Below are 22,457 nucleotides of genomic sequence, written 5' to 3' on the forward strand. Positions count from 1 at the left end.
GATCAGTCGGAGAAACTACCCTGCAATCGCTCGGCGCGAAACTCCAGGGTTTGCGGGCGATAACCGGGGCGCAGCGGCGGTATCGGCAGGCAGTCTTCCCATTCGCCGCCGGCCTGCAATTCGCCGGGGCCGCGATAGCGCGGGGCGGTGTATTGGTTGTCGGCCAGATTGACCGTGTCGCCCGGCGCGTAGGCAGCGATGCGCCAGCGCAGTTCAGTCAGCGGAACGTCGTTGCCGTTTTTCATTTTCAGTTGCAGCGGACGATCGGCCGGGCATTGTTCCGGGGCGTAAGCGATACGCATCTCAAGACGCGCCAGTTGCTTGACCTCGCGGTTGTCCAGCCACACCACCCACATGGCGACAAAACCCAGGCCAATCGCCGCCGCCACCGAAACCGGCAAGGCCTTGGCCGGATAGCGCAGCAGCAGGATCAACCAGGTGATGACCAGCAGAATGCCGATGAACATGCGCACAACCTCGAGGAGAGAGAGGGTCATCCTACCTAAGCGTAGGTGAGCTTGGCGATGGGCAGGGCAAAGTCAAAAGATCGCAGCCTGCGGCAGCTCCTACAGTTGGAACGCGTTTGTCCTGTAGGAGCTGCCGCAGGCTGCGATCTTCTGATTCTAAAAAAAAGCCCCCGCCCAACCCGCTGCGGATAGGGGACGCAGCGGGCTGGACGGGGGCTTCTTGTTTTATCGATCAGTTACTGCGCGATGGTTTTCACCGACACGCCGCGTTCGATCGGGGTGGAGCGGCCGTAGATATCTTCAAAACGTTCGATATCGTCTTCACCCAGGTAGCTGCCCGATTGCACTTCGATGATTTCCAGCGGGATCTTGCCCGGGTTGCGCAGGCGATGCACCGAGGCGATCGGGATGTAGGTCGACTGGTTTTCGCAGAGCAGGAACACGTTTTCATCGCAGGTCACTTCAGCAGTGCCGCTGACCACGATCCAGTGTTCGGCGCGGTGGTGGTGCATCTGCAGCGACAGGCACGCGCCCGGTTTTACCGAGATGTGCTTGACCTGGAAACGCCCGCCCATGTCTACCGAGTCATACGAGCCCCACGGACGATAGACTTCACAGTGGTTCTGGGTTTCGCTGCGGCCCTGCTCATTGAGCGTGTTGACCATTTGCTTGACGCCCTGAACCTTGTCTTTGTGGGCGATCATCATGGCGTCTTTGGTTTCGACCACGACGATGTTTTCCAGACCGATCACCGACACCAGTTTGCCGTTGCCGTGGATCATGCAGTTCTTGCTGTCCTGGATGACCACGTCGCCTTTGGTGACGTTACCGTTGGCGTCTTTCTCGTTGACTTCCCACAGCGACGACCAGCAACCGACATCGCTCCAGCCAGCGGTCAGCGGCACCACGCAGGCGCGCTGGGTTTTTTCCATGACGGAGTAGTCGATGGAATTGTCCGGGCAGCAGGCGAAGGTGGCTTCGTCGAAGGTGATGGTGTCGGCGTCCTGCTGGCTGCGCTCGAGGGTCAGCAGGCAGGTGTCGTAGATGTCCGGATCGTGCTTTTTCAGCTCTTCAAGGAAGCGGCTGGCGCGGAACAGGAACATGCCGCTGTTCCAGTAGTAACCGCCGGATTCGACGTACTCGGTGGCACGTTTGACGTCAGGTTTTTCGACGAAGTGCGAGACGCGGCTGACGCCTTCGGGCAGCAGCGAATCGCCGGTGGATTTGATGTAGCCGTAACCGGTTTCCGGTTTGGTCGCCGGCACGCCGAACAGGACCATTTCGCCGTTTTCGGCAGCGACGGTGGCCAGAGCCAATGCGCGCTGCAGGGCTTTCTGGTCTTCCAGCACGTGGTCGGCCGGCAGCACCAGCATCAACTCGTCACGACCTTCATTGACCAGCATCATCGCGGTCAGCGCTACGGCTGGCGCAGTGTTGCGGCCGAACGGTTCCATGAGGATGCGCTGGCATTCCAGCTTACGATTGGCCAACTGCTCGTTGACGATGAAGCGGTGATCCTTGTTGCAGACCACGATCGGGGTGTCCATGCCTTCGAACACCAGGCGCTCGAGGGTCTGCTGGAATAGAGTGTGTTCGCCGGTCAGGGCGAGGAACTGTTTAGGGAACTGCTTACGCGAAAGCGGCCAGAGACGCGAACCGCTACCACCTGACAAGATCACCGGAATCATAATGTTTACTCCATAAAATCGATTGGTTAGAGGCACGAACGCTGTGTCGTTTCACTCTTGTTTTTGTCTCGTACCGAGAGGCCGCCGCATTCCCCTGTAGGAGCTGCCGAAGGCTGCGATCTGGTGATCTTGATCTTCAAAAACAAAGTCAAAAGATCGCAGCGTGCCGCAGCTACTACAGGGGTCAGCGTCTCTTCGGGAAATTTGTTAGCGAGTCGATACCGGGCGTTTCACCCAGACTGGCGACAGGCTGCTGCCGCTGCCGGTGACGTACAGCACTGCGGCTTCACCGCGTTCCAGGGCGACTGGTTTTACGTCGCCGACTTTCTTGTCACCTTCGTACAGCGCCAGGCTGACTTTCACCGGGTTGATTTCACGTTCGCCACGGCCCTTGGCGGCCACGTTCGGCACCACGTCGGTCTTGCCGTCGGCGGTCTTCAGGGTCAGCGGCTTGTCGCTGAGGTTCTGCACGCGCACCAGGGATTTCTGCTTGTTCTTGAACGGCGGCTCTTCGATCAGTTGCGGCGCGCCGGACGCGTTGTTGACCAGGGTGTAGTAGTGGTCACCGGCGAGTTTCACCGGCAGGGTCTGGCTGCCGACCTTGGCGCTGTAATCGCCGCCCGGCATGAAGCTGAAGTCGCTGCTGGCCAGTGGCGCAACGTCGCTCAGATTGGTGCTGCCGACAGTCGCGCTGACTTCAGCGTTGCTGGCGTTGTAGACACGCACGAAGGTCGAGCCTTTCGGTGCGGTCGGGCCGTACAGCGCGGCGTCGCCACCGGCAAAGGCAGGCACGGAAAGCACGCTGAGGCCAGCAACCAGAGCGAAGCTTTTAGCGAGACGACGAGGAGTAGTAGTGAAAGTCATGGTGTACCTCTCTTTCAGTTTTGCGCCCGATCGGGCGTCTCGGATTTAGTGTTGATTGCTACGTTTTGTTGGCGCGCGCCGGCTTGTTTAAGCTCTGCGACCCACTGCGGGTCGGCGTCGCCGATTTCGTTGTTCACAGGCAGATAACGTTCAGGAAACTCCCAGATCAGCACCTGTGGCGGGCTGTTCTTGAAGTCATCGCTTTTCAGGTAGCTGAGCATCGGCAGGATCGGGCCGTGGCCGTCTTCGGCGTAGCTCACCACGTCGCTGTGCAGCGCTTGTTTCAGTGCACCGACGAAGTTCCAGTTGGGGTTGGCGCTGTAGCTGGTGCCGACCAGTGCCACCGGCACTTCATTGCTGGCGAACAGTGCGTCGTCACCGGCAGGCTGCTCGCCGGCCGCGACGGTGTTGCGCTTTTGCAGCGGCTCTTGCGCCGGCATCAGGTTTTCGAACAACGGATCGAGCGGCAGAAACAAGCGCAGATCGCCCTTGTGCGTGACCTTCTCCGCTGGCGTGGTAACGAAACGCTGTGGCTCGCCGCTGAGCGGGAACTTGTCGGCGATGGTTTTCGCCAGGGTGTTGGCGGCGATCTCGGCGCCCTCAGGCGTCCAGTGCGTGTCGGTGCGCAGGAACACTTGCTGACCGTTCTGCTTGGCCTGTTGCAATGGCTTGAGCAGGTCAGGGGCGAGGATCTTGTCGGCCGCGACGCGGTGGTGGAAATCCTCATAAAGGTTTTCGTGGATGCTCGCCGGTTTCACTTCACCCAGATGCTCCGGGTACAGGCGAACCTTGGCCGGCACGATCGCCATCACCAGTTTCACGCCTTTCGCTTTCAGGGTCTGGCGCACGCCTTCGACCAGCGCGTAGTTGCCTTGCAGGTTCAGCTCTTCGTTGACGATCGGGTTGAATTCCTCGTCGCTGTACAACCACTGATCGCGACCGAGCACCACGCCCGGACGACCTTCGTTGAACAGTTTGAAATCCAGCGCGGCCCAGAGGTTGGTGCCCAGACGCTTGATCGGGAATTCTTCGTCGTAATGGGTTTCCACAGCCTTGGTCCAGCGGCCGTTGAGTACCGTCGCATCGGCGTTGGTGCTGAAGCCGAAGAAGCTGCGAACCGACCACAGACCGAGGACCAACAGGGTCACCAGGAACAGGGCGATGTAGAAGATGCGTAATGAGCGGGTCATGTCAGATCCCTCAGAACTGGAAGTAAAGGAACGGCGAGAAGCTTTGCGCCGAGAGTTTGAGAATCGAGGCGATGAACAGCAGCAGGATCAAGCCGCGCATCACGTAGCGCGACCAGTCCGCGCTCCAATAGGCCGGTTGCACCTGGGCTTCGACGCCGACGGTGTAGCCAGGCTCATGGATGCTCGCCGGGTTTTCGCCGGGTGCTGCCTTGATCATTCCCGGGGTCGCGGTGGCAGGGCCATTGGCCTCGACGTTGACTTCAGGTTTGCTCTTGGCCGGCGGCTGATTGGTGTACAGATCGCGCAGGCCGAAGAACGCCAGCGTCACGTACGCCACCACCAGAGTTGCGACTTGCAGACCGGTGAGGCTGGCCTGATTGAGTTCCGACAACGACCATTCACCGAAGCTGAACATCGCGCCGTACATACGGCCGGCAACGTGCAGGTTCTCGGCGCGGAAGATCACCCAGCCCATGACCACCAGCAGGAAGGTCAGCGCCCAGCGGATCGGGTTGAGGCTGCGCGGCGAAGTGTTCAGGCCCAGCGCTTTCTCAATCGCCAGCCACATGCCGTGCCAGGCGCCCCAGACGATGTAGGTGATGTTCGCGCCGTGCCACAGACCACCGAGGAGCATGGTCAGGAACAGGTTGCGATAGGTCATCAGCGTGCCTTTACGGTTACCGCCGAGGGTGATGTACAGGTAGTCACGCAGCCAGGTGGAAAGGCTGATGTGCCAGCGGCGCCAGAACTCGGTGATCGACTGGCTGATGTACGGCTGTTTGAAGTTTTCCATGAAGCGGAAACCCATCATCAAGCCCAGACCGATGGCCATGTCGCTGTAACCGGAGAAGTCGAAATACAGCTGCGCGGTGTAGGCCAGTGCGCCGAGCCAGGCATCGCCGGTGGTCGGGTTTTGCAGGGCGAAGCAATGGTCGGCGACCACCGCGAGGGTGTCAGCGATAAAGACCTTCTTGATGAAACCCTGCATGAACCGCGTGCAGCCCTCGGAGAATTTATCGAGGGTGTGCGTGCGGTTGTTGAACTGGTCGGCGAGGTCACGGAAACGCAGAACCGGGCCGGCAATCAAGTGCGGGAAGATCGCCACGAATGCCGCGAAGTCGATCAGGTTGCGCGTCGCCGGGGTGTCGCCGCGATACACGTCGATGATGTAGCTGATCGACTCGAAGATGTAGAACGAGATCCCGATCGGCAGCAGCACGTGGGTGAGGATGAACGGTTCGAGACCGACCGACGTCATCATCGCGTTGATGCTGTCGACGCCGAAGTTGGCGTACTTGAAGTAGCCGAGGATGCACAAATCGACTGCCACACCGAGCAACAGCCAGCGCTGGGCCGGTTTGGTTCTGACGCCGGCGGCACCGACTTTGAGGCCGATCCAGTAGTTCCACAGCGTGACGGCCGCGAACAGCGCGAGGAAGTCCACGCGCCACCAGGCATAGAACACGTAGCTGGCGATCAGCAGCAGTAGGTTGCGATAGCGTTGCCCGCTCAAGTAGTACAAGCCGAGAAAGATCGGCAAGAACAGAAACAGGAACACGTTGGATGAAAATACCATCCCGATCTCTCCATGTTTGAACCAACAGTCAAGGGCCAAAGCCCCCCCAAACCCCCCGTGGTAGTGGAGGGGTGAAACGGTGTTTCTGTCAGGGTTGTGCCGGGCCTTGAAAACCTGCCCTCACCCCCCGCCCTCTCCCGGAGGGAGAGGGAGCCTGATCTCCATGGTTTTCAGAAAAGGAGATCGACCCGATATTTCCGTGCAGCCTGATCTCGGTTGTTTTTCAACACCTGAGATCAACTCGGTATTGCTGTGCCGCCTGATCTCGATTGTTTTTCAACACCTGAGATCGGCTCGGTATTTCTGTGCAGCCTGATCTCGATTGTTTTTCAACACCTGAGATCAACTCGGTATTTCATTTCGGCGTAACTCGTACAGCCACCTCGGTCAGTCCCCTCTCCCTTTGGGAGAGGGTTAGGGTGAGGGGCTTTTTGCTTTATGAGCCTTTGTTGCCCTTCTCATGCGACGGGTCGTAGACCTTGGTCAGGTCGCCACCGAGGCGGAAGGTCTTGAACGGCTGCATGCCGCGCTTCTTCTCGATCACATCCGCCGGGCAGGTGTAGAGCGTGCAAAACGGTTCGAGCCAGGCGAATTTCATGTCCTCTTTCAGATCGGTCATGTCCTGCTCTTTGCCGTTCTTCTTCTCGAATTCATCCGGGTCTTTCACCCCCGCCAACACCCGATCACCCAGACGCTTCAGCGCGCCGTTGTTTTCCTGACGCAAATCCACGCCGTTGACCTGAGCAAAACTGGCGATCATCGCCAGCGGCGGCAGGGCGTAGTTGTGATAGGCGAGGGCGCGTTGCTGGCGCTTGAGTTCGTTCGGCAGGAAGCCGTCGGCATCGACTTGATTGACGCCAACCTTGTATTCCTTCACCGCCCAGTCAAACAGGTCGCGGCGGTTGGTCGCGACCGACGTCGCCATCACCGACCACGCTGCCCAGTACGAGTGGTTGTTGGTTTTTTCCAGCGGCAGGTTGTCCCAGTCGCTGACCACCTGATCGGCCATTTTGCTGAACCACGCCTCGATCAACTGCGCTTCCTGCTGATGCTGCGCCAGCGGATGCGAGTCAGAGAACTTCAGGCGAATGTACGAAGAGGCCATGCTGCCCAGCGCCCATTTGCGCATCGATTTGCCGGTGTGGTTGAAGTCTTTCGACATCAACGCATCGGCCTTGGCCCACGCGGTCAGCCAGTTCAGCGTGCATTCGAGCTGTTCCGGACGACCGTCGCGCATGAACTGCATCACCCGTTTGGCGGTGCCGCGTTCCAGCGTGGTGATGTCTTTGGTGGTGTCGCGGAAGGCTTTTTCCGACTGCACGTTCAGGGTTGAACGGGCCTTGTCCGAACCTTCGTATTTGCTGCGAAATTGCAGCGGCCCGGTGTACGGCGCCGGCATTGCATCGCAGCCTTCGCTTTTGTCACCGGTCTTGAATTTATCCACAGGCGCGAAATAGCCCTGAGGTGGACGCAGTGGTGCGGCGGCCTGCGCGGTGCCGGCGAAGATCGCCAGCCCGAGCAGCGTCGGCGCTAAAAGGGTTTTCAGTTTCGAGTTTCGCATAGCAGACCTCATTGCCCGACCTGAGCGGTTTGTTGCCCAGCGCCCGGGAATACGTTGCGTTTGCAGATTTTCGCTTCGACTTTCTGTGGCGCGGTGCCCGCTTCCGGGCCCTGGACTTCGACCGCCAGCAGGTTTTGCGAGGCCCAGTCTTCGTCCGTGCGCAACTCAAAGGCGAAACGACCGTCGGTGTCGGAGGTTTCCGGTTTCTCGATCTTGATGTCCTCGTGGCGACCGTTCATGTACCAGAGGGTGGCTTGCAGGGTTTTCACCGAAGGGTCGGCGAAGCGGATGTCGACCTGATGGCTGCTGTTCTGCAGGTTCAGGTTCTTGCTGTTGACCAGCAGTTCTTGTTTGCTGCCCGGCTTGAGCGTGGTGCTCGCGGACATTTGCGCGTCTTTGCCTTCGCAGCCGTTGTCGAGAAGAGACATCATCTGGCGATAGATGGTTTCCTGGTCGAGGCGGTACAGCGGCGAGAATTCCCAGATGAGAATTTTCGGCGGCGTCTTCTGGAATTCGTCGCTGCCCAGGTACTGCAACATCGAACCTTCCAGACCACCGCCGGGGAAGGCGACGTTGAGAATGTCAGCGCCGATGGCTTCTTCGAGGAAGCCGGCGAAGTTGTAGTTCTTGCCGCTGTGCGAGGTGCCGACCAAGGTGATTTGTGGATTGCCGGAATCACCGAACAGGTCGCCGTCACCGGCCTCGCCCTTAGGCTCGGTGGTGAATTGATCCATGTACTGGATCGCGTAACTGGTGCCGCACAGTTGCCCGGCCATGTTGTGCAGGGTGCCGGTCTTGCCCATGCGCCCGGAGCGCTTGGTCTCGAATTCACGCTTGGGCACGTCGGCGAAGGCCGGGATCTGCTTGACCTTCTCGGCGACGATTTTCGCCGTGCGCTGTGCACCGTATGGCGTCCAGTGTTGGTCGCCGCGGAAGTAGAAATCGTGGGCGGGCAGGGTGTCCGGCAGCGATTCGTTGGTCAGCGGCGACAGGTCCGGCACCACGTAACCCATCTTGGCGAAACGGCCGAGCATGGTCTTGTAGTTGCCCAGCGCTTTCTCGTAATCGAACGCGGCTTTTTCCTGCGGGTTGAGCTTGTTGCGGTTCACCAGACCACGGGTCGGCTGGTAAACGATCACCAGCTCAACGCCTTTGGCCTTGAACGCATCGTGCAGTTGTTGCAGACGTTTGTAGCCGGCCGGGGTTGTGTTGAACTCGGTGCGCAGGTCTTCCTGCGTCCGGAACAGCCAGTCACCTTGCGCCTGCACCAGGGTGGTGAAGTTTTGCTGATAACGCGTGGTGTAGTTCTTCGCGTCATGGGCGGCCGGGCACAGGTTGCAGCACGGTTCGGCGCTGAACTTCGGTGGCGTGGCAGCGGCGCCTTCATCGGCGCGCGCACCGTTGCTGGCCGCGAGAATGCCCACGGTCAGGGCCGACAGGCTGAGTAATTTGATCAAGTGTGGGTGCATAAAATTATCCTCAGTCCTGCATTTCGGTCTGGCGTTCGACAGGGTCGATCAGCACGGCTTTCTGCTGGCGCACCAGCAGGTCGAGAATTTCATCCTGGCGCTCGCCAAGGATGCCGTTGAAGCTGATGCCGCTTGATTTGGTCGGCGCCAGCATCGACACGCGATACAGCTCGACGCTCAAGGGCGAATCGATCGACAGCGGGCCGCTGCCATTGGCCGCCAGTTCACCGCCAACGACGATCAGCGACACCTGGGCATCGAACGGGTCGAGCTTGATGTCACGGTCGGTGTCGGTGAGGTCCTTGATGTGGCCGTAGACGCCGGTCAAACCGTTGGCCATGGCGACGTTCTCGTAAAGGCGGATGTTCACGCTGTTACGAATGCGGATGCCGTGGCGCTTGTTGCTGATGACCTTGTTGCCCCACAGCAGGTTGTCGGCGGACTCGTAGAGGGTGATGCCGTCGGTGTGGTTCTTGTAGATCTCGTTGTAGGCAATGATGTTGTTGACGCTGTTACGGTCGATCACCAGGCCCGAGAGGTGGTTGTCGAAGCTCTTGTTGTTGAAGATGAAGCTGTCGTTGACCTCACGGGAAATAATGATCCCGTGCTTCTTCTTCGTACCGTAAACGGTGTTCTCGGCAATGATCAGACCGTGGGAACGGTCGTGCGGGTCGATGCCGTAGACGATGTTGTCTTTGTAGGTGTTGCCCTTGACCACGAAGTCGCGGGTCTCGTAGCAGTAGAAGCCGTACCACATGTCGGAGAACTCGGAGCCGACGATCCAGCCAGTCGGTTCAGAGCGCTTGAGGACCTTGGCCATGTTCGGCGTGTACTGGGAAATACTCACCCCGTACGACTTACTGTTGGCGTAACCGAAACTGGCCATCTTGCTGTTGACGATGTAGGTCTCGGTGCCGCCCCAGGCGAGCAGGAACGGACGGAATTCCTTCGGCGAACGGAAGGTCGCCGGGCCGTTTTCCTTCTCGCGCCAGCCGGTGACTTTGGTGTCGCGCACGAACAGTTGGCCGTCGTTGACCATGAACGCACCGGCCTCTTGCGACAGGCGCAGTTCCTGGGTCTGGCCGTCGATTTCGAGGATGCCTTTACGGCCAACCACGATCGGCAGCTTCGACAGGTACACGCCCGGCGAGGTCTCGCTGAAATACTGCTTGGGCAGTTTCTGCGCCAGGTCCTTGAGGTTCATGTAGCCGTCATCGACGAAGATCGCCTGCGGGATGCCGTGCTGACGCACCACCCATTCGGCCATCTTGTTGTCGCCGCCGATGAAGTCCTTCAGCGCGTCTTCCTGCATCATCCGGCGCACGCTGATCTTGCCCGCTTTGCTGCGGTTGATTTTCGCCGCAGCGGCTTCGGCGGTGTAGCCGGAAATGTCCGGCAGTTTCGGCGCGGCCAGGTTCAGCGCTTCGGTCGGCGCGCTGCTGACGGTGTAGGTCTTGGCTTGTTGCAGCTCTTTGGCGGTGGTCACCGGTTTAACCGGCTCCACAGTCGCGAAGGCGCTGGCGCTGGCCAGCAGCATCGCGCCGGCCAGCAGGCTGAGTGAGCCTGTCCTGGTGCTGATCATGTCGGGCACTCCCTTGGCGGTTTGCATCAGAAGCGCCAGATCACGTCGATGAACGCGCGGTGCATGTACGAATCAACCTGCTTGCCGTAGGCATCGCCCGGTTTGAACACACCGCCACGGAAGCGCACCAGGGCCGAAGGCTCGTCGATCGACTGGCTCAACGCCGCCGGCAACAGGCCTTGCTTGAAGTACTTGGTGACGACCAGGTCCATCTCCTGACCCAGATCCTTGTTGCCGTCTTCAAGCGGCAGCGAGGTGCTGGAAAGGATCGCGCCGGTGGCGTCGTCGGTGTTGTTTTCCACGGCGTTGATGCCGTTGCTGCCCACCGGCTTATTGCCGTCGACGCGCCAGAACTTGTGGTAGATCAGGCTGGCGTCGTACTCGTCGTTGACCATCCACGAACCGAACAGGGTCGCGGTCTGCATGTTGTTCATTTCGCCACGGAAGGCTTCGCCGAAACGGTGAACCCGCGAGCGGGTACCGGTGTAGTTGGAGCGGTTGCTCTCCAGACCGGTCTGCTCGTAATCAGCGCTGGCGCGGGCATAGGCACCGCCGACTTGCCATTGCGGATCGAGGCGCAGACGTACACCGATGTCGGTGGCCCAGCCGTTGACGTCATCGCTGCGCTTGGCTTGCGCCGGGCGCGAGCCATCGGCGTTCAGCGCGTTGACCGTGTCGCGGTCGCCGCTCATACCGGTGATGCTGCCCCAGTAGTTGACGGTGTTGGTGTTGCGCCAGTTGTAGGCGTCGCTGTCGGCGGTCAGGCCGATCCAGCTGATGTCGCCATTCTCGGTCTTGTCCAGCGAGTCGCGCGGCACGCCCGGTTCGGCGTAATCGAGCTTGCCGTCATCGTGGGTGTGGTGACCACGAATGCCGACCCAGTTGCCCGGCGTCCACTGGTAGGCGGCATCGGCGTAGGCATGCAGGCGATCCTTGTCTTTCGGCGCCAGCTCTTTGAGGTCGGTGCGGTATTCGCTGAAGCGTTCGGCGACACCGGCGTTGGCGCGCAACAGGGTGGTGTCGAAGGTCCAGTTCAGCGCTTCGATGTTGGTGTCGCGCCACTGGCCATCGTCATTGCGCAAACGCTGACGACCGAACTTGAGCATCTCGCCCGGGTACGGGGTGAGGCCGCTGTAACCGACCCAGAACTCGCGCATCGCCAGGTAGTTTTTCTTGGTTTTGCGATCACTGTTGTCGGTGGCTTGTTCACCGTCGGATTGTTGCAGGGTGTCGGTTTCGATGATGTCGGTCGAGGTCACGGCCTGGCCCATGGCGTAGGCGCTCCACGCGCCGCTTTCACCATAGATCCACGGACGCAGGTCGAGGCCGACACCGTTGACGTCGCCGCCGCTGGCGGTGCCGAGGTCACGGTCGTCTTCGGACTGGCCGGTGACTTTCACTTCGAGGCCGAAGTTCTTGGTTTCAGTCATCGCGGCCAGTGTCGGGCAAGACCAGATCAGCGCGAACGAAAGGCCAATGCCGGCCTTCACGAATGGATTCAACTTCATAATTTTTCCTCGCCGTCTTCTTCTTGCAGGGCGTGCAGTTGCAGCGTGTTCGGGTTCAGAGCGCCACGGCTGGCTTGCTCTTGTTGCAGCAGACGTTGGGCTTCGGCCAGGCGCTCGGGCGGCAGTTGCGCGGCGAGGGTGGTCGCCAGCTCATCGGCTTGCGGGGTGTTTTGCGCCTTGGCCAATTGGCTGAACACGTAGGCGTTGAGCGGGTCGGGTTTAGTGCCCTTGCCTTGGGAAAACAGTTGGGCGATGGCGAAGTCGGCGCTGTTCTGGCCGTTGCGCGCAGCGGTCAGCAGGTGGTCGAGGGCCTTCTGCGGGTAGACCTTACCCAGGTAACCACGGCGATAGATCTGGCCGAGGTAGTAGTCGGCGGCGACTTCGCGGCCAACGGCTTTCTGGAAATGTTCTTCGGCGACTTTCGCGTCGGCCGGGACCATTTTCCCTTCGTAGTAGAGCTTGCCCAGCAACAGCTCGGCGCGCGGCTGGTCGGCGGCGCGGCCGTTGTCGAGGTACTTCATCATCTGGTCGACGTCGCCCAGTTCCGGGTAGTCGTAAAGCAATTGCGCGAGGGTTACCCACGATGCCGGATAGCCTGGAGCGATCGGCTCGAGCAGCGACTGCGCGGTTTTCTCGTCGGTCTTGCCCAAGGTTGAATCGGCCAATACACGGGCCACGGAATCGACGCGCTGTGCGGTGACGGTGCCACGGCTGTAACCAGCCTGCATCTGCTTGATCAACTCGGCTTGTTGCTCAGGCTGCGCGCGTTTCTGGTAAACAGTGGCCAGTTCGACGTAGCAAATATCGGTGGTGTTGAGCGCGGCTTTGCAGATTTTTTCCACGTCATCCAGGTGCTGGTCGTAGGTGCCTTGGGTGCGATACAGCAGCACTTGCGCCAGACCTGCTTCCGGGTAGCCGGATTTGCGCCACTGATCGATCTGCTGCTGTGCGTTGATATTCGGGAAGCTGTGCGGGTATTGCAGGTACAGCATCGCCAGCGGGATCAACGTGTTGCCTTCGCCATTGGCGGCGGCTTTTTTCAGCAGGGTTTCGGCTTCGTGGTGCTCGGCTTCGGTGGAACCCGGCTTGGCCACCAGCAAGCGGCCGAGACGCGCCTGCGCGCGCGGCGAAACACTGGCGGCGGCGCGGTAAGTCGCCTCGGCCTGTTTCATTTGCGCAGGATCGCGGCTGTCGACCTGGATGTCGGCGAGACCGACTTGCGCCTCGCTGTAACCCAGATCGGCCAGTTGCTGATAGTTCTGCGCGGCGGTGGCGGTGTCGCCACGCTTGAGCGCTTCGTTGGCCAGACGCTGATCGGGCAGGCCGGCACAACCGGCCAGAGACACTGCCAGCGCCAGCGAGCACACCACATGAACTCTGTGGGAGCTGGCTTGCCAGCGATTCAGGCGACTCGGTATTCCAGTAAAACCACTGTGATCCAATCGCTGGCAAGCCAGCTCCCACAGGGATCGCGGTGTTTTCAGGATGGGTGGAGTAGTCACAGGCATGTCCTCGACTTAAAGACCGGCAGCCATGGCTTTGTCGATCAGCCAGTTCAGGTTCGGGCCACGGTCGCTGTTCACTTCCACCGGGCGGCCGGCGAGGCTGCTGTCGAGCGGCTCGTCAGGCTGGATCTGCACGCGGATGTCGGAGGACAGGTCGGCGCTTTTCAGGCTGGTGCTGCTGACGATCTTGCCGGTGCGGGTCTTGTCTTCGCCGGCAATCTGGAAGCTCACCGGGGTGCCCGGACGCACGTCGCCGAACTGGCGATAGGAGAAGCGCGCATCGACGGTGGCCTGGGTGTTGCGCGGTACCAGCTGGAAGATCACATCGCCTTTGCTCGCGTATTGACCGTCAGCCACCAGTTGCTGGGCCACGGTGCAATCGCACGGCGAAGTCAGGGTGCCGGTCATTTGCTTGCCGAACAGTTCTTCAACCTTGGCCGGCGACAGTTGATCTTCTTCCAGATGGCCCTTGAGCACGTCGAGCATGCTGGTGCTGAAGGTCGCCAGTGGCGCGCCTTTGGCAGCCACGCCGTCGGACTTGATCAGGCTCTGCACGGTGCCGTCGCGCGGCATGGTGATGTTCATCCCCGGCACGCTGACCAGACCGGCCTGCGCGTGGCTGACGAAGTACATGCCATACACCGATTTGAAAATGAAACCCGCCGCGACCAGGCCAACCGCGAAGATGCCGGCGCTGAACGTCACGGCCTTCAAACGACCGAACGGGGTCATGCCGGAGCCGCCGTCCTTGACCTTGCGCGCCTTGGTGAAGTTGTCGCGCTGCAGGGTCGCCAGCACTTCGCCGATGCTGACGATGTCGCCGGCCAGGTGCGAAGTGATCAGATGGCGCAGGGTGGAAATGTCCTGCTGCTCGAGGTTCTGGAACTGGCAGCCGACGCGGCCAGTCTGGCGGTCGTAGGAGCGCACTTGCAGTTCAACGTCCATGGCCAGGCCGAGGTTGTCGATGACGAATTGCAGGCGCGCCTTGTACACCTCGCCGATGGTCAGTGGCATTTGCCCGGCGTTGAACGCCAGACCACCGGCCGAGAGGTCCAGGACCCGCGCTTCGACCGGCGTCCGGTCGGGGCCGAAGAAGCGCAGTTTGGCCGGGATTTTCACGCGGGCGTGTTGGCGCTGGGCTTCGGATTCATGCACTACGTTGGCGTTGACGGCGGTATTCATAGGGGCGATTTCCTTGTTAATTCAATAGGGGCGGGTCAGACCATCATCAGCAGCACGGCGACAAAAATGCTGCCGGCGGAGAAGGTCATGGTCCGAGACGACCAGGTGTTGAACCAACGTTGAAAGCTGGCGAGATCACGGGTCAGGGAAGTGGGTTGGCGAGTCCAGGATTGTTGGTCGAGGCGGAAGAACACGTAGATCTTCACCAGCGCACCGACGATCTGGTTGTAATACAGAATCGCTGGGTAAGCCGGGCCGATGCGGTGACCGGAACACGACAACAGCAAGGTCAGGATCAGGCGGGTGATGCCGATCCACAGCAGGTAAACGAGGATGAACGCGGTGCCGTATTTGAAGCTGGCGATGAGCGCCACGGTCAGGCCGAGCAAGGACGTCCACATCGATACGCGTTGATCGAACAGCACCACCGAGGTGAACGCGCCGAGACGTTTCACACCCAGGCCCAGCGCTCGCGAGTTCTGCCGCAGGTTGTTGCCGTACCAGCGGAACATCAGTTTGCGGCTGGCCTTGATGAAGCTCTTTTCCGGCGGGTGTTCAACGGTGTTGATCGCCGCGTCAGGCACGTAGAAGGTGTCGTAACCGAGGCGCATCAGGCTGAACCAGCTCGACTTGTCGTCGCCGGTCAAAAACTTGAAGCGGCCCAGACGCCAGTGTTGCAGCGAGTCGCTTTCAACGTCGGCGATGAATTCCGGGTTGGTGACCACAGACGCTTTGAATACCGACATACGGCCAGTCATGGTCAGCACGCGTTTGGACAGGGCCATCGAGCACATGTTGATGTGGCGCTGGGCGAAACGCAGCTTGTGCCATTCGCTCATGATGTAGCCGCCGCGCACTTCGCAGAATTCGTTGGTGGTCAGGCCGCCGACGTTGCCGAACAGCTGGAACCACGGCACGGTCTTGCGCACGGTGCCTTCGCCGAGCACGGTGTCGCCATCGATCACGGCCACCACGGCGCGGTCGTCCGGCAGGTGGCGGGAGATCGCGCGGAAACCGTAGGCCAGGCCATCACGTTTGCCGGTGCCGGGAATGCGCACGAAGTCGAGCTTCACGCGGTCGGGCGGATTCATCCGTGCCCACAGCGCCTTGACCAGCAGCTCATCGGACATTTCGACGATCGAGCAGACCACGGTGGTTGGCAGTTCGCAGTCGATGGCTTCGCGGATCACCGAGCTGTAGACCTGCGCGGTGGTGAGCGCGTCGATACGGAAACTGGTGACCATCAGGAACACATGCGACGGGTCCGCCGCTTTACCCAGCTTGCGCACTTTGCGGCGCAGGTGCGGGTAAACGATGTAGAGGAAAATCATGCCGCGCACAAAGTGCGTTGCACCCATCGAGTAGCGCCAGATACCCACGGCGCCAATCAGGAAAATGAAGTCCTTCGACTCGGAGTCGAATGTGGACGTGGGCAGCATCAAGGCCAGGCCCATCAACAAACTTAGGTAGAACAGCCAACCGGCGGCCTGAAGTAGGCCGTGTTTTAGCCTGTGCATAATCTGCATCCGTCTGTATCTCGGGCCGGGCCCGATGGGGTTAAGGCAGGCTTACAAAAACTTGCAAGGACATGTAGGAGCTGCCGAAGGCTGCGATCTTTTGATCTTTCGCTTGGGATTTTGGAGTTCCCGAAAAGATCGCAGCCTCGTTTCACTCGACAGCTCCTACAGGGCTGCTTTACCAGCAAATACCTTCGGTGCGAGTACCAGCGTCGGTGGCTTTGGCCATGAAGCCGACCAGGTCGATGACCTGTTTGCCGTGCGGCGCTTGTTGAGCCAGCGAGCGGAATTTCTCGTCGCGGTTGCCGAGGATGATCACGTCGGAGTTGTCGATCACCGAATCGAAGTCCGAATTGAGCAGGGACGACACGTGCGGGATTTTCGACTCTATGTAGTCTTTGTTCGCGCCGTGAACACGGGCGTACTCGACGTTGCTGTCGTAGATGCTCAGGTCGTAACCCTTGCCGATCAGCATCTCGGCCAGTTCCACCAGCGGGCTTTCGCGCAGGTCATCGGTGCCGGCCTTGAAGCTCAGGCCGAGCAGGGCGACTTTGCGTTTGTCGTGGCTTTCAACGATGTCGAAGGCGTTCTGCACTTGCGATTCGTTGCTGCGCATCAGCGAGTTGAGCAGCGGCGCTTCGACGTCCAGCGAACCGGCGCGGTAGGTCAGGGCACGCACGTCTTTCGGCAGGCACGAACCGCCGAAGGCGAAGCCCGGGCGCATGTAGTACTGGGACAGGTTGAGGGTCTTGTCCTGGCAGACCACTTCCATCACTTCACGGCCATCGACGCCGACCGCTTTGGCGATGTTGCCGATCTCGTTGGCGAAGGTCACTTTGGTCGCGTGCCAGACGTTGCAGGTGTACTTGATCATCTCGGCAACGGCGATGTCCTTGCGGATGATCGGTGCGTCGAGTTCTTCGTACAGCGATTGCAGAACGTCGCCCGAGGCCTTGTCGAACTCGCCGATAACGGTCATCGGTGGCAGGTCGTAGTCGGCAATGGCGGTGGATTCACGCAGGAATTCCGGGTTGACCGCAACGCCGAAGTCGACACCGGCCTTCTTGCCCGAGCAGTCTTCGAGAATCGGGATCACCACGTTGGCCACGGTACCCGGCAACACGGTGCTGCGCACGACGATGGTGTGGCGAGTGGTTTTTTCACGCAGAACAAAACCGATCTCGCGGCATACCGCTTCGATGTAGTTCAGTTCGAGGTCGCCGTTCTTCTTGCTCGGCGTGCCGACGCAAATCATCGACAGGTCGGTGTCACGAATCGCTTCGGCGAAGTTGGTCGTGCCACGCAGACGACCGGTCTGGATACCCTGTTGCAGAAGTTCGCCCAGGCCCGGTTCAACAATTGGCGACTTGCCGGCGTTGATCATGTCGATCTTGTCTTTGGCAACATCGACGCCAACTACGTCATGGCCCCGTGCAGACAGGCAACCGGCACATACTGCGCCAACGTAACCCAAACCAAATATGCTGATGCGCATCGCAATTACCTCTGTATATATCAGGCCTTAGAAAGCCGGAGTTAATGGTGTTCAGCGTTCATTAGTGCACTCGAAAGTGCGGCATACAGGCGCCACAATGCCGTGTGCAGGCATACTAAGTTCCGAGTGTCTAAATAAGTGCACTCAAGATGTGCGCAACCAGGCCTTGTTGTTATGACTTGCCCTGTTATGCAGCCGATCTTCTTTGGAGAAGACTCTTGTGCAATCGTCTTGCGCGCTCGATGTCAGGATGAAAGTCCTGTGAATCAAGCGGTTGGGTGCTCAGGCGAGCACGTTTATAAGGGCGCGGCCATGGCCTTTGTAGGGGATATAAATGGTGCGTATCTCCTGTCCATCGTCTGTTTTGAGACTAGTTAGTCATCTAGGCAAGTTGCTGTGACAACTTGGTTACATGGCTATCTGCTCTGCGTAAGTTATCTCGTACAAACTCGGCGAGAATCGTTACCGGTGGTATGAGCTATGCATTCGGACGAAGTTCCTGTCCGCTCATCGCGAAATCTGAAATTTCTTGAAATATTGTCAGAGATGGCACTAGTCTCAATTTGATAGCACTTTCGTTTTCGACCTTTAATAACAGGCGAAAAATCACGTTAGATAGTTTTGTGCCACTACGGTGAAAAAATTTAGGTGCCACTACTGAAAAAAATGATCAGTGTCGAGTGAAACTAATCTTAGAAAAGGCAGGGAGGTTTTTCTGGCGCCAGTAAAATGGCGAAATGTAGCGAGGGTTTTTTGACATCGTGCGAGCTGCACGACTCTTTATAGAAAGAGTCGTGCATTGGGCATGCTTTATTCGGGGGCGTGGTCGCGCAAAAACACCAGATTGTCCGGTTTCGACTGTTCGGCGCTGTAGCGATAACCCTGTACATCGAACTGCTTGAGCAGGGCCGGATCGTTGATCTTTTCCTGAATCACGAAACGGCTCATCAGGCCCCGCGCTTTCTTCGCGTAGAAGCTGATGATCTTGTACTGGCCGTTCTTCTGGTCCTTGAACTCGGTGTTGATGATTCGTGCGTTCAATGCCGTGCGTTTGACCGCCGAGAAGTACTCGTTGGAGGCCAGGTTGAGCAGCACATCGTCGCCCTGATCGACCAGCGCTTCGTTCAGCCATTCGCTGATGCGGGTGCCCCAGAAGGCATAAAGGTCTTTGCCGCGAGCGTTGGCCAGTTTGGTGCCCATTTCCAGACGGTACGGTTGCATGAGGTCGAGCGGGCGCAGCAAGCCGTACAGACCGGAGAGCATGCGCAGGTGTTTTTGCGCGTAGTCGAAATCGGCTTCGCTGAAGGACTGTGCGTCGAGGCCGGTATAGACGTCGCCCTTGAAGGCGAGCAGCGCCTGTTTGGCGTTGTCCGGGGTGAACGCAGGCGTCCAGCTGCCGAAACGCGCGGCGTTGAGCCCGCCGATCTTGTCTGACACGTGCATCAGTTCGCTGATCTGCGCCGGCGTCAGGTCGCGCAGTTGCTGGATCAGTTCCTGGGAATGGTCGAGGTATTGCGGCTGGGTGAAGCGCTGGGTCGCCGGCGGTGTTTCGTAATCGAGGGTCTTGGCGGGGGAAATCACCATCAGCATGAAGTCGTCTCCTTTAATCGTGGGGGCGATTCTAGGGGGTTGTCGGTGTTGACTCCAGCTATGAGCGTGATAGGTGATCGGTGGTGTCATGGAACAAGATCGCAGCCTTCGGCAGCTCCTACAGATTGTGCTCGACATGAAATCGCAATGATTCAATGGAGGCACAGGTAGGAGCTGCCGAAGGCTGCGATCTTTTGATCTTTCTTTTGATCCACCCGCGATATAGTGCCGCGCGGGTTTTGTTATGGAGACATCCCTTTTGCGCATTGTTCTTTTATTCACCGCGTGGCTGTTGAGCTTTGGTGCCGTGGCGGCGCCGGGTGATGTGGCGACGCTGGATCGCAGCACCTGGCCAGAGCAGCTCAGCAATCCGACGCTGTTTGACGTCGCCTCACGGGCGGAAATCCTTATGTTCGCCCGTGGCCTGCTCGGCACCGAATCGATGGACGAAGCCGCACTGGCCCAGCGTCTGGGCCTGCGCACGATCAACATCGACGCGATCAACAGCCTGCGCCAGCGTCTCTGGCAGCGGCTGTTGGCGAACTACAACTACGCCCAGCAAAGCTGCGATCAGGACGCCTCGTTCTGTTTCCTCGTCGAAGACCTGCCGACCCTGCGTGAGCAAGCTGCCAAGTTCGTGGTCAGTGACGACAGCTATTACACCAAGTGGGCCGAGCCGAGCCGGATCTTCCATCTGCAGTATCTGGACGAATTGATGCGCAAGGCCGCGTTGTTCCCGCAGACCAGCAGCGAAGTCGATCGTTTCGGCGACTACGAGCGCAATGGCGACGAGATGCATGACCGGCTGTTTCTGCTGACCTTCGACAGCGCCGCCAACGTGCAACCGGACAACACCGACTGGCTCACCGAATACCTGCGCAAGTCGAACCTGAGCGGCACGTTCTTCGTGTTGGGCAAGGATATTCAGGCGCGGCTGGCCGATCGTTCGGTCAGCAGCCTGCAAGCCGGGTTCTCGAAACAGTGCGTCGGCGTGCAGGGTTGGGAGTTCCGTTCCCACAGCCACTGGCAGGACTGGCAGGATTCGGTGCGGCGCAGCGCTGATCTGGTGAAGAACAAGTTGCCGGAAAACTATGTGCCGCTGTTCCGCCCGCCGGAAGGACAGCGGCGCAGCGACGCCCAAGGTTTCTTCAACACCCAAGGCTTGCACGTCGCGTTATGGGACATAGACGCCCAGGACGGCGCGGGCAAACTCAAGGGCTCAGCGAGCGCGCAGCGGGTGCTGACCCTGATGCTGTTGTGGCGGCACGGGGTGATCAATTTCAACATGAAACAGGACGCGGTGAAGACTTCGTTGCCGTGGTTGATCACGCAAACCGCGCAGAGCGGTATCGGCTGGGAAGACTGTCAGGACGCGTTTCGCTGAGAAACGGCAAAAGCCCGGAAACATTGGGCTTGGGGCGATTTTTTACGGGATTTCGGTGCAGGCGGACTTCCGACTTTAGCGGGCTATGGACAGTCCGCCAAGGGCTTTTCGTCACTCTGCAAAATAAACTTAAAAAAACCGTCAAAGTACTTTTTTATGTCATCGGTTTTGGAGTATTACGAAGACAGACCGCCGAAACCTGCAACACAGGTGGCGTCTTCCAAGACCCGTTTGTTTGCAGTCACTTGAATCTCCGCAGGTGAGATTTCGGCAGTCACTTCGAGGCGCAGCACCGCTCAGGTATTGCGTCTACTGGCTCTGACAAAGGTGACCGAGTATGGATGATCACGGACGTAGCCCTTCCTCCAACCAGCCAATCCTTTATGTACTCGATACCAACGTATTGATTCACGATCCAAACGCCCTGCTGAATTTCGAAGAACACCACGTCGCGATCCCGATGACCGTGCTTGAAGAGCTGGACAAGCTCAAGAGCGGGCATCACAGCGTGGCCGCTGAATGCCGTCAGGCCATCCGGCTGATCGACAAGACCCTGGGCGATGCGTCCCCGGAAGATGTCGAACTGGGCGTGCCGATCCAGCGCGGTAAAGGCGGGCCGAAGGGCTTGCTGTCGATTCTGATGAGCAAACAGGCCGAATCGAACCTGATTCTGCCCGAGCATCTGAACGACAACAAAATCATCAACCAACTGATCGATCTGCACACCCGCGACCCGAAAAAACCGGTGGTGCTGGTCACCAAAGACATCAACATGCGCCTCAAGGCGCGCGCCTGCGGCATCGATGCCGAGGATTACAGCACCGACCAACTGGTCGATGACGTGTCCCTGCTGCCCAACGGCTACCACAACATGACCGGCTCGTTCTGGGACCGCGTGAGCAAGGTCGACACCCGTCAGGATCACGGCCGCACCTGGCATCAAGTGCAACTGATCGACAACCTGCCGGCGGTGCACATCAACGAGTTCATCATTGACGAACAGGGCTTTGTCGGCTGGATCAAGGAGATCGATGAGGCCAAGCTGCTGATCCTCGACCTGCATCAGGAACCGCTGCTGCATCAAGAAGCCTGGGGTCTCAAGCCTCGCGACATTTATCAGAGTCTGGCGCTGTACGCGTTGCTGGATCCGGACATTCATCTGGTCAATCTATCGGGGGCCGCAGGCTCCGGTAAAACCATTCTGGCGCTGGCCGCGGCGATCGAGCAGACCATGGTCAGCAAGCGTTATCGCCGCATCATTGCCACCCGCAGCGTGCAGGGTCTGGACCAGGAAATCGGCTTCCTGCCCGGCACCGAAGCGGAAAAAATGGAGCCTTGGCTGGGCGCCATCACCGACAACCTCGAAGCCTTGCACATGGATGACGAAAACACCCATGGCAGCGTCGATTACATCCTCAGCAAAGTGCCGTTGCAGTTCAAATCGCTCAACTACATTCGCGGTCGCAGCTTCCAGCAGAGCCTGATCCTGATCGACGAATGCCAGAACCTCACGCCGCACCAGATGAAAACCATCATCACCCGTGCCGGCGCCGGTTCCAAAGTGGTGTGCCTGGGCAACCTCGCACAGATCGACACCCCTTACCTGTCCGCGACCAGCTCCGGGCTGACCTACCTGACCGAACGCTTCAAGGATTTCCCCAACGGTGTGCACATCACCCTGCAAGGGGTGCCTCGCTCGATTCTGGCTGAATACGCCGAATCGCATTTGTAACCCTTCACCCAAAACCGGGCGGCCCCAAAAGCCGTCCGGTTTTTTATGCCCCTGCACAAATCCCAATGTAGGAGCTGCCGAAGGCTGCGATCTTTTGATCTTGTTTTTAAAAATCAAAGTCAAAAGATCGCAGCCTTCGGCAGCTCC

Annotated in this window: 16 protein-coding genes; 2 read left to right on the forward strand and 14 right to left on the reverse strand. The window is 59.2% G+C overall.

Features of this window, described 5'->3' with window-relative positions:
• Positions 1-2: 2 nt before the first annotated feature.
• The 14 genes from M5G26_RS00765 to yaaA form a co-directional block, all read right to left on the reverse strand.
• Positions 3-467 (reverse strand): multidrug transporter, encoded by a 465-nt coding sequence (locus M5G26_RS00765; protein ID WP_134174724.1) that lies wholly within the window; start codon positions 465-467, stop codon positions 3-5.
• Positions 468-703: 236 nt separating this feature from the next.
• On the reverse strand, positions 704-2,155 hold the full coding sequence (locus M5G26_RS00770) for a mannose-1-phosphate guanylyltransferase/mannose-6-phosphate isomerase (RefSeq protein WP_007914094.1): 1,452 nt from the start codon (positions 2,153-2,155) through the stop codon (positions 704-706).
• 207 nt (positions 2,156-2,362) lie between these two features.
• A complete protein-coding gene (locus tag M5G26_RS00775) occupies positions 2,363-3,019 on the reverse strand; it encodes an alginate O-acetyltransferase AlgF (RefSeq protein ID WP_007914291.1) in 657 nt (218 codons plus the stop codon).
• A gap of 14 nt (positions 3,020-3,033) precedes the next feature.
• Entirely contained in the window at positions 3,034-4,209 is a 1,176-nt protein-coding gene (locus tag M5G26_RS00780) for an alginate O-acetyltransferase (RefSeq protein WP_273914214.1), read from the reverse strand.
• Positions 4,210-4,219: 10 nt separating this feature from the next.
• Positions 4,220-5,785: an MBOAT family O-acyltransferase gene (locus M5G26_RS00785; protein WP_007914295.1), complete on the reverse strand. Its 1,566-nt coding sequence runs from the start codon at positions 5,783-5,785 to the stop codon at positions 4,220-4,222.
• A gap of 436 nt (positions 5,786-6,221) precedes the next feature.
• Complete coding sequence (locus M5G26_RS00790) at positions 6,222-7,346, reverse strand: mannuronate-specific alginate lyase (protein WP_273914215.1); 1,125 nt, start codon at positions 7,344-7,346, stop codon at positions 6,222-6,224.
• Positions 7,347-7,354: 8 nt separating this feature from the next.
• Positions 7,355-8,815: an alginate O-acetyltransferase gene (locus M5G26_RS00795; protein ID WP_273914216.1), complete on the reverse strand. Its 1,461-nt coding sequence runs from the start codon at positions 8,813-8,815 to the stop codon at positions 7,355-7,357.
• A gap of 10 nt (positions 8,816-8,825) precedes the next feature.
• The gene (algG, locus tag M5G26_RS00800) at positions 8,826-10,397 is read right to left on the reverse strand and encodes a mannuronan 5-epimerase AlgG (protein ID WP_273914217.1); all 1,572 of its coding nucleotides are present in this window, start codon (positions 10,395-10,397) and stop codon (positions 8,826-8,828) included.
• 26 nt (positions 10,398-10,423) lie between these two features.
• Positions 10,424-11,905, reverse strand: coding sequence for an alginate export family protein (locus M5G26_RS00805; protein ID WP_095119394.1), 1,482 nt, complete (start codon positions 11,903-11,905; stop codon positions 10,424-10,426).
• On the reverse strand, positions 11,902-13,407 hold the full coding sequence (gene algK / locus M5G26_RS00810) for an alginate biosynthesis TPR repeat lipoprotein AlgK (protein ID WP_273914218.1): 1,506 nt from the start codon (positions 13,405-13,407) through the stop codon (positions 11,902-11,904). Before algK ends, M5G26_RS00805 begins: the two co-directional genes overlap by 4 nt.
• A gap of 15 nt (positions 13,408-13,422) precedes the next feature.
• Entirely contained in the window at positions 13,423-14,592 is a 1,170-nt protein-coding gene (locus M5G26_RS00815) for an alginate biosynthesis protein Alg44 (RefSeq protein ID WP_273914219.1), read from the reverse strand.
• Positions 14,593-14,627: 35 nt separating this feature from the next.
• On the reverse strand, positions 14,628-16,109 hold the full coding sequence (gene alg8 / locus M5G26_RS00820; RefSeq protein WP_443218369.1) for a mannuronan synthase: 1,482 nt from the start codon (positions 16,107-16,109) through the stop codon (positions 14,628-14,630).
• A 178-nt stretch (positions 16,110-16,287) separates the two neighbouring features.
• A complete protein-coding gene (locus tag M5G26_RS00825; protein ID WP_273914220.1) occupies positions 16,288-17,604 on the reverse strand; it encodes a nucleotide sugar dehydrogenase in 1,317 nt (438 codons plus the stop codon).
• 810 nt (positions 17,605-18,414) lie between these two features.
• Positions 18,415-19,194 (reverse strand): peroxide stress protein YaaA, encoded by a 780-nt coding sequence (yaaA, locus tag M5G26_RS00830; RefSeq protein WP_273914221.1) that lies wholly within the window; start codon positions 19,192-19,194, stop codon positions 18,415-18,417.
• A 244-nt stretch (positions 19,195-19,438) separates the two neighbouring features.
• Between yaaA and M5G26_RS00835 the strand changes: the two genes are divergently transcribed.
• Together M5G26_RS00835 and M5G26_RS00840 are read left to right on the forward strand one after the other, a co-directional pair.
• Positions 19,439-20,578 carry a polysaccharide deacetylase family protein gene (locus M5G26_RS00835; protein WP_443218370.1) on the forward strand — a complete coding sequence of 380 codons (1,140 nt, stop codon included), beginning with the start codon at positions 19,439-19,441 and terminating at the stop codon, positions 20,576-20,578.
• Positions 20,579-20,915: 337 nt separating this feature from the next.
• A complete protein-coding gene (locus tag M5G26_RS00840; RefSeq protein WP_007914309.1) occupies positions 20,916-22,310 on the forward strand; it encodes a PhoH family protein in 1,395 nt (464 codons plus the stop codon).
• The last annotated feature ends 147 nt before the right edge of the window (positions 22,311-22,457 follow it).

The organism is Pseudomonas sp. TNT2022 ID642 (assembly GCF_028656995.1).
Taxonomy (GTDB): Bacteria; Pseudomonadota; Gammaproteobacteria; order Pseudomonadales; family Pseudomonadaceae; genus Aquipseudomonas.

Excerpts from the sequence above, each read along its gene's own strand:
- M5G26_RS00805 (WP_095119394.1), bottom strand. The coding sequence starts at position 11,905 with ATGAAGTTGAATCCATTCGTGAAGGCCGGCATTGGCCTTTCGTTCGCG.
- yaaA (WP_273914221.1), bottom strand. The coding sequence starts at position 19,194 with ATGCTGATGGTGATTTCCCCCGCCAAGACCCTCGATTACGAAACACCG.
- alg8 (WP_443218369.1), bottom strand. The coding sequence starts at position 16,109 with ATGCACAGGCTAAAACACGGCCTACTTCAGGCCGCCGGTTGGCTGTTC.
- M5G26_RS00825 (WP_273914220.1), bottom strand. The coding sequence starts at position 17,604 with ATGCGCATCAGCATATTTGGTTTGGGTTACGTTGGCGCAGTATGTGCC.
- M5G26_RS00815 (WP_273914219.1), bottom strand. The coding sequence starts at position 14,592 with ATGAATACCGCCGTCAACGCCAACGTAGTGCATGAATCCGAAGCCCAG.
- M5G26_RS00835 (WP_443218370.1), top strand. The coding sequence starts at position 19,439 with ATGGAGACATCCCTTTTGCGCATTGTTCTTTTATTCACCGCGTGGCTG.
- M5G26_RS00780 (WP_273914214.1), bottom strand. The coding sequence starts at position 4,209 with ATGACCCGCTCATTACGCATCTTCTACATCGCCCTGTTCCTGGTGACC.
- M5G26_RS00790 (WP_273914215.1), bottom strand. The coding sequence starts at position 7,346 with ATGCGAAACTCGAAACTGAAAACCCTTTTAGCGCCGACGCTGCTCGGG.
- M5G26_RS00795 (WP_273914216.1), bottom strand. The coding sequence starts at position 8,815 with ATGCACCCACACTTGATCAAATTACTCAGCCTGTCGGCCCTGACCGTG.
- M5G26_RS00775 (WP_007914291.1), bottom strand. The coding sequence starts at position 3,019 with ATGACTTTCACTACTACTCCTCGTCGTCTCGCTAAAAGCTTCGCTCTG.
- algG (WP_273914217.1), bottom strand. The coding sequence starts at position 10,397 with ATGATCAGCACCAGGACAGGCTCACTCAGCCTGCTGGCCGGCGCGATG.
- M5G26_RS00770 (WP_007914094.1), bottom strand. The coding sequence starts at position 2,155 with ATGATTCCGGTGATCTTGTCAGGTGGTAGCGGTTCGCGTCTCTGGCCG.
- M5G26_RS00840 (WP_007914309.1), top strand. The coding sequence starts at position 20,916 with ATGGATGATCACGGACGTAGCCCTTCCTCCAACCAGCCAATCCTTTAT.
- M5G26_RS00785 (WP_007914295.1), bottom strand. The coding sequence starts at position 5,785 with ATGGTATTTTCATCCAACGTGTTCCTGTTTCTGTTCTTGCCGATCTTT.
- M5G26_RS00765 (WP_134174724.1), bottom strand. The coding sequence starts at position 467 with ATGTTCATCGGCATTCTGCTGGTCATCACCTGGTTGATCCTGCTGCTG.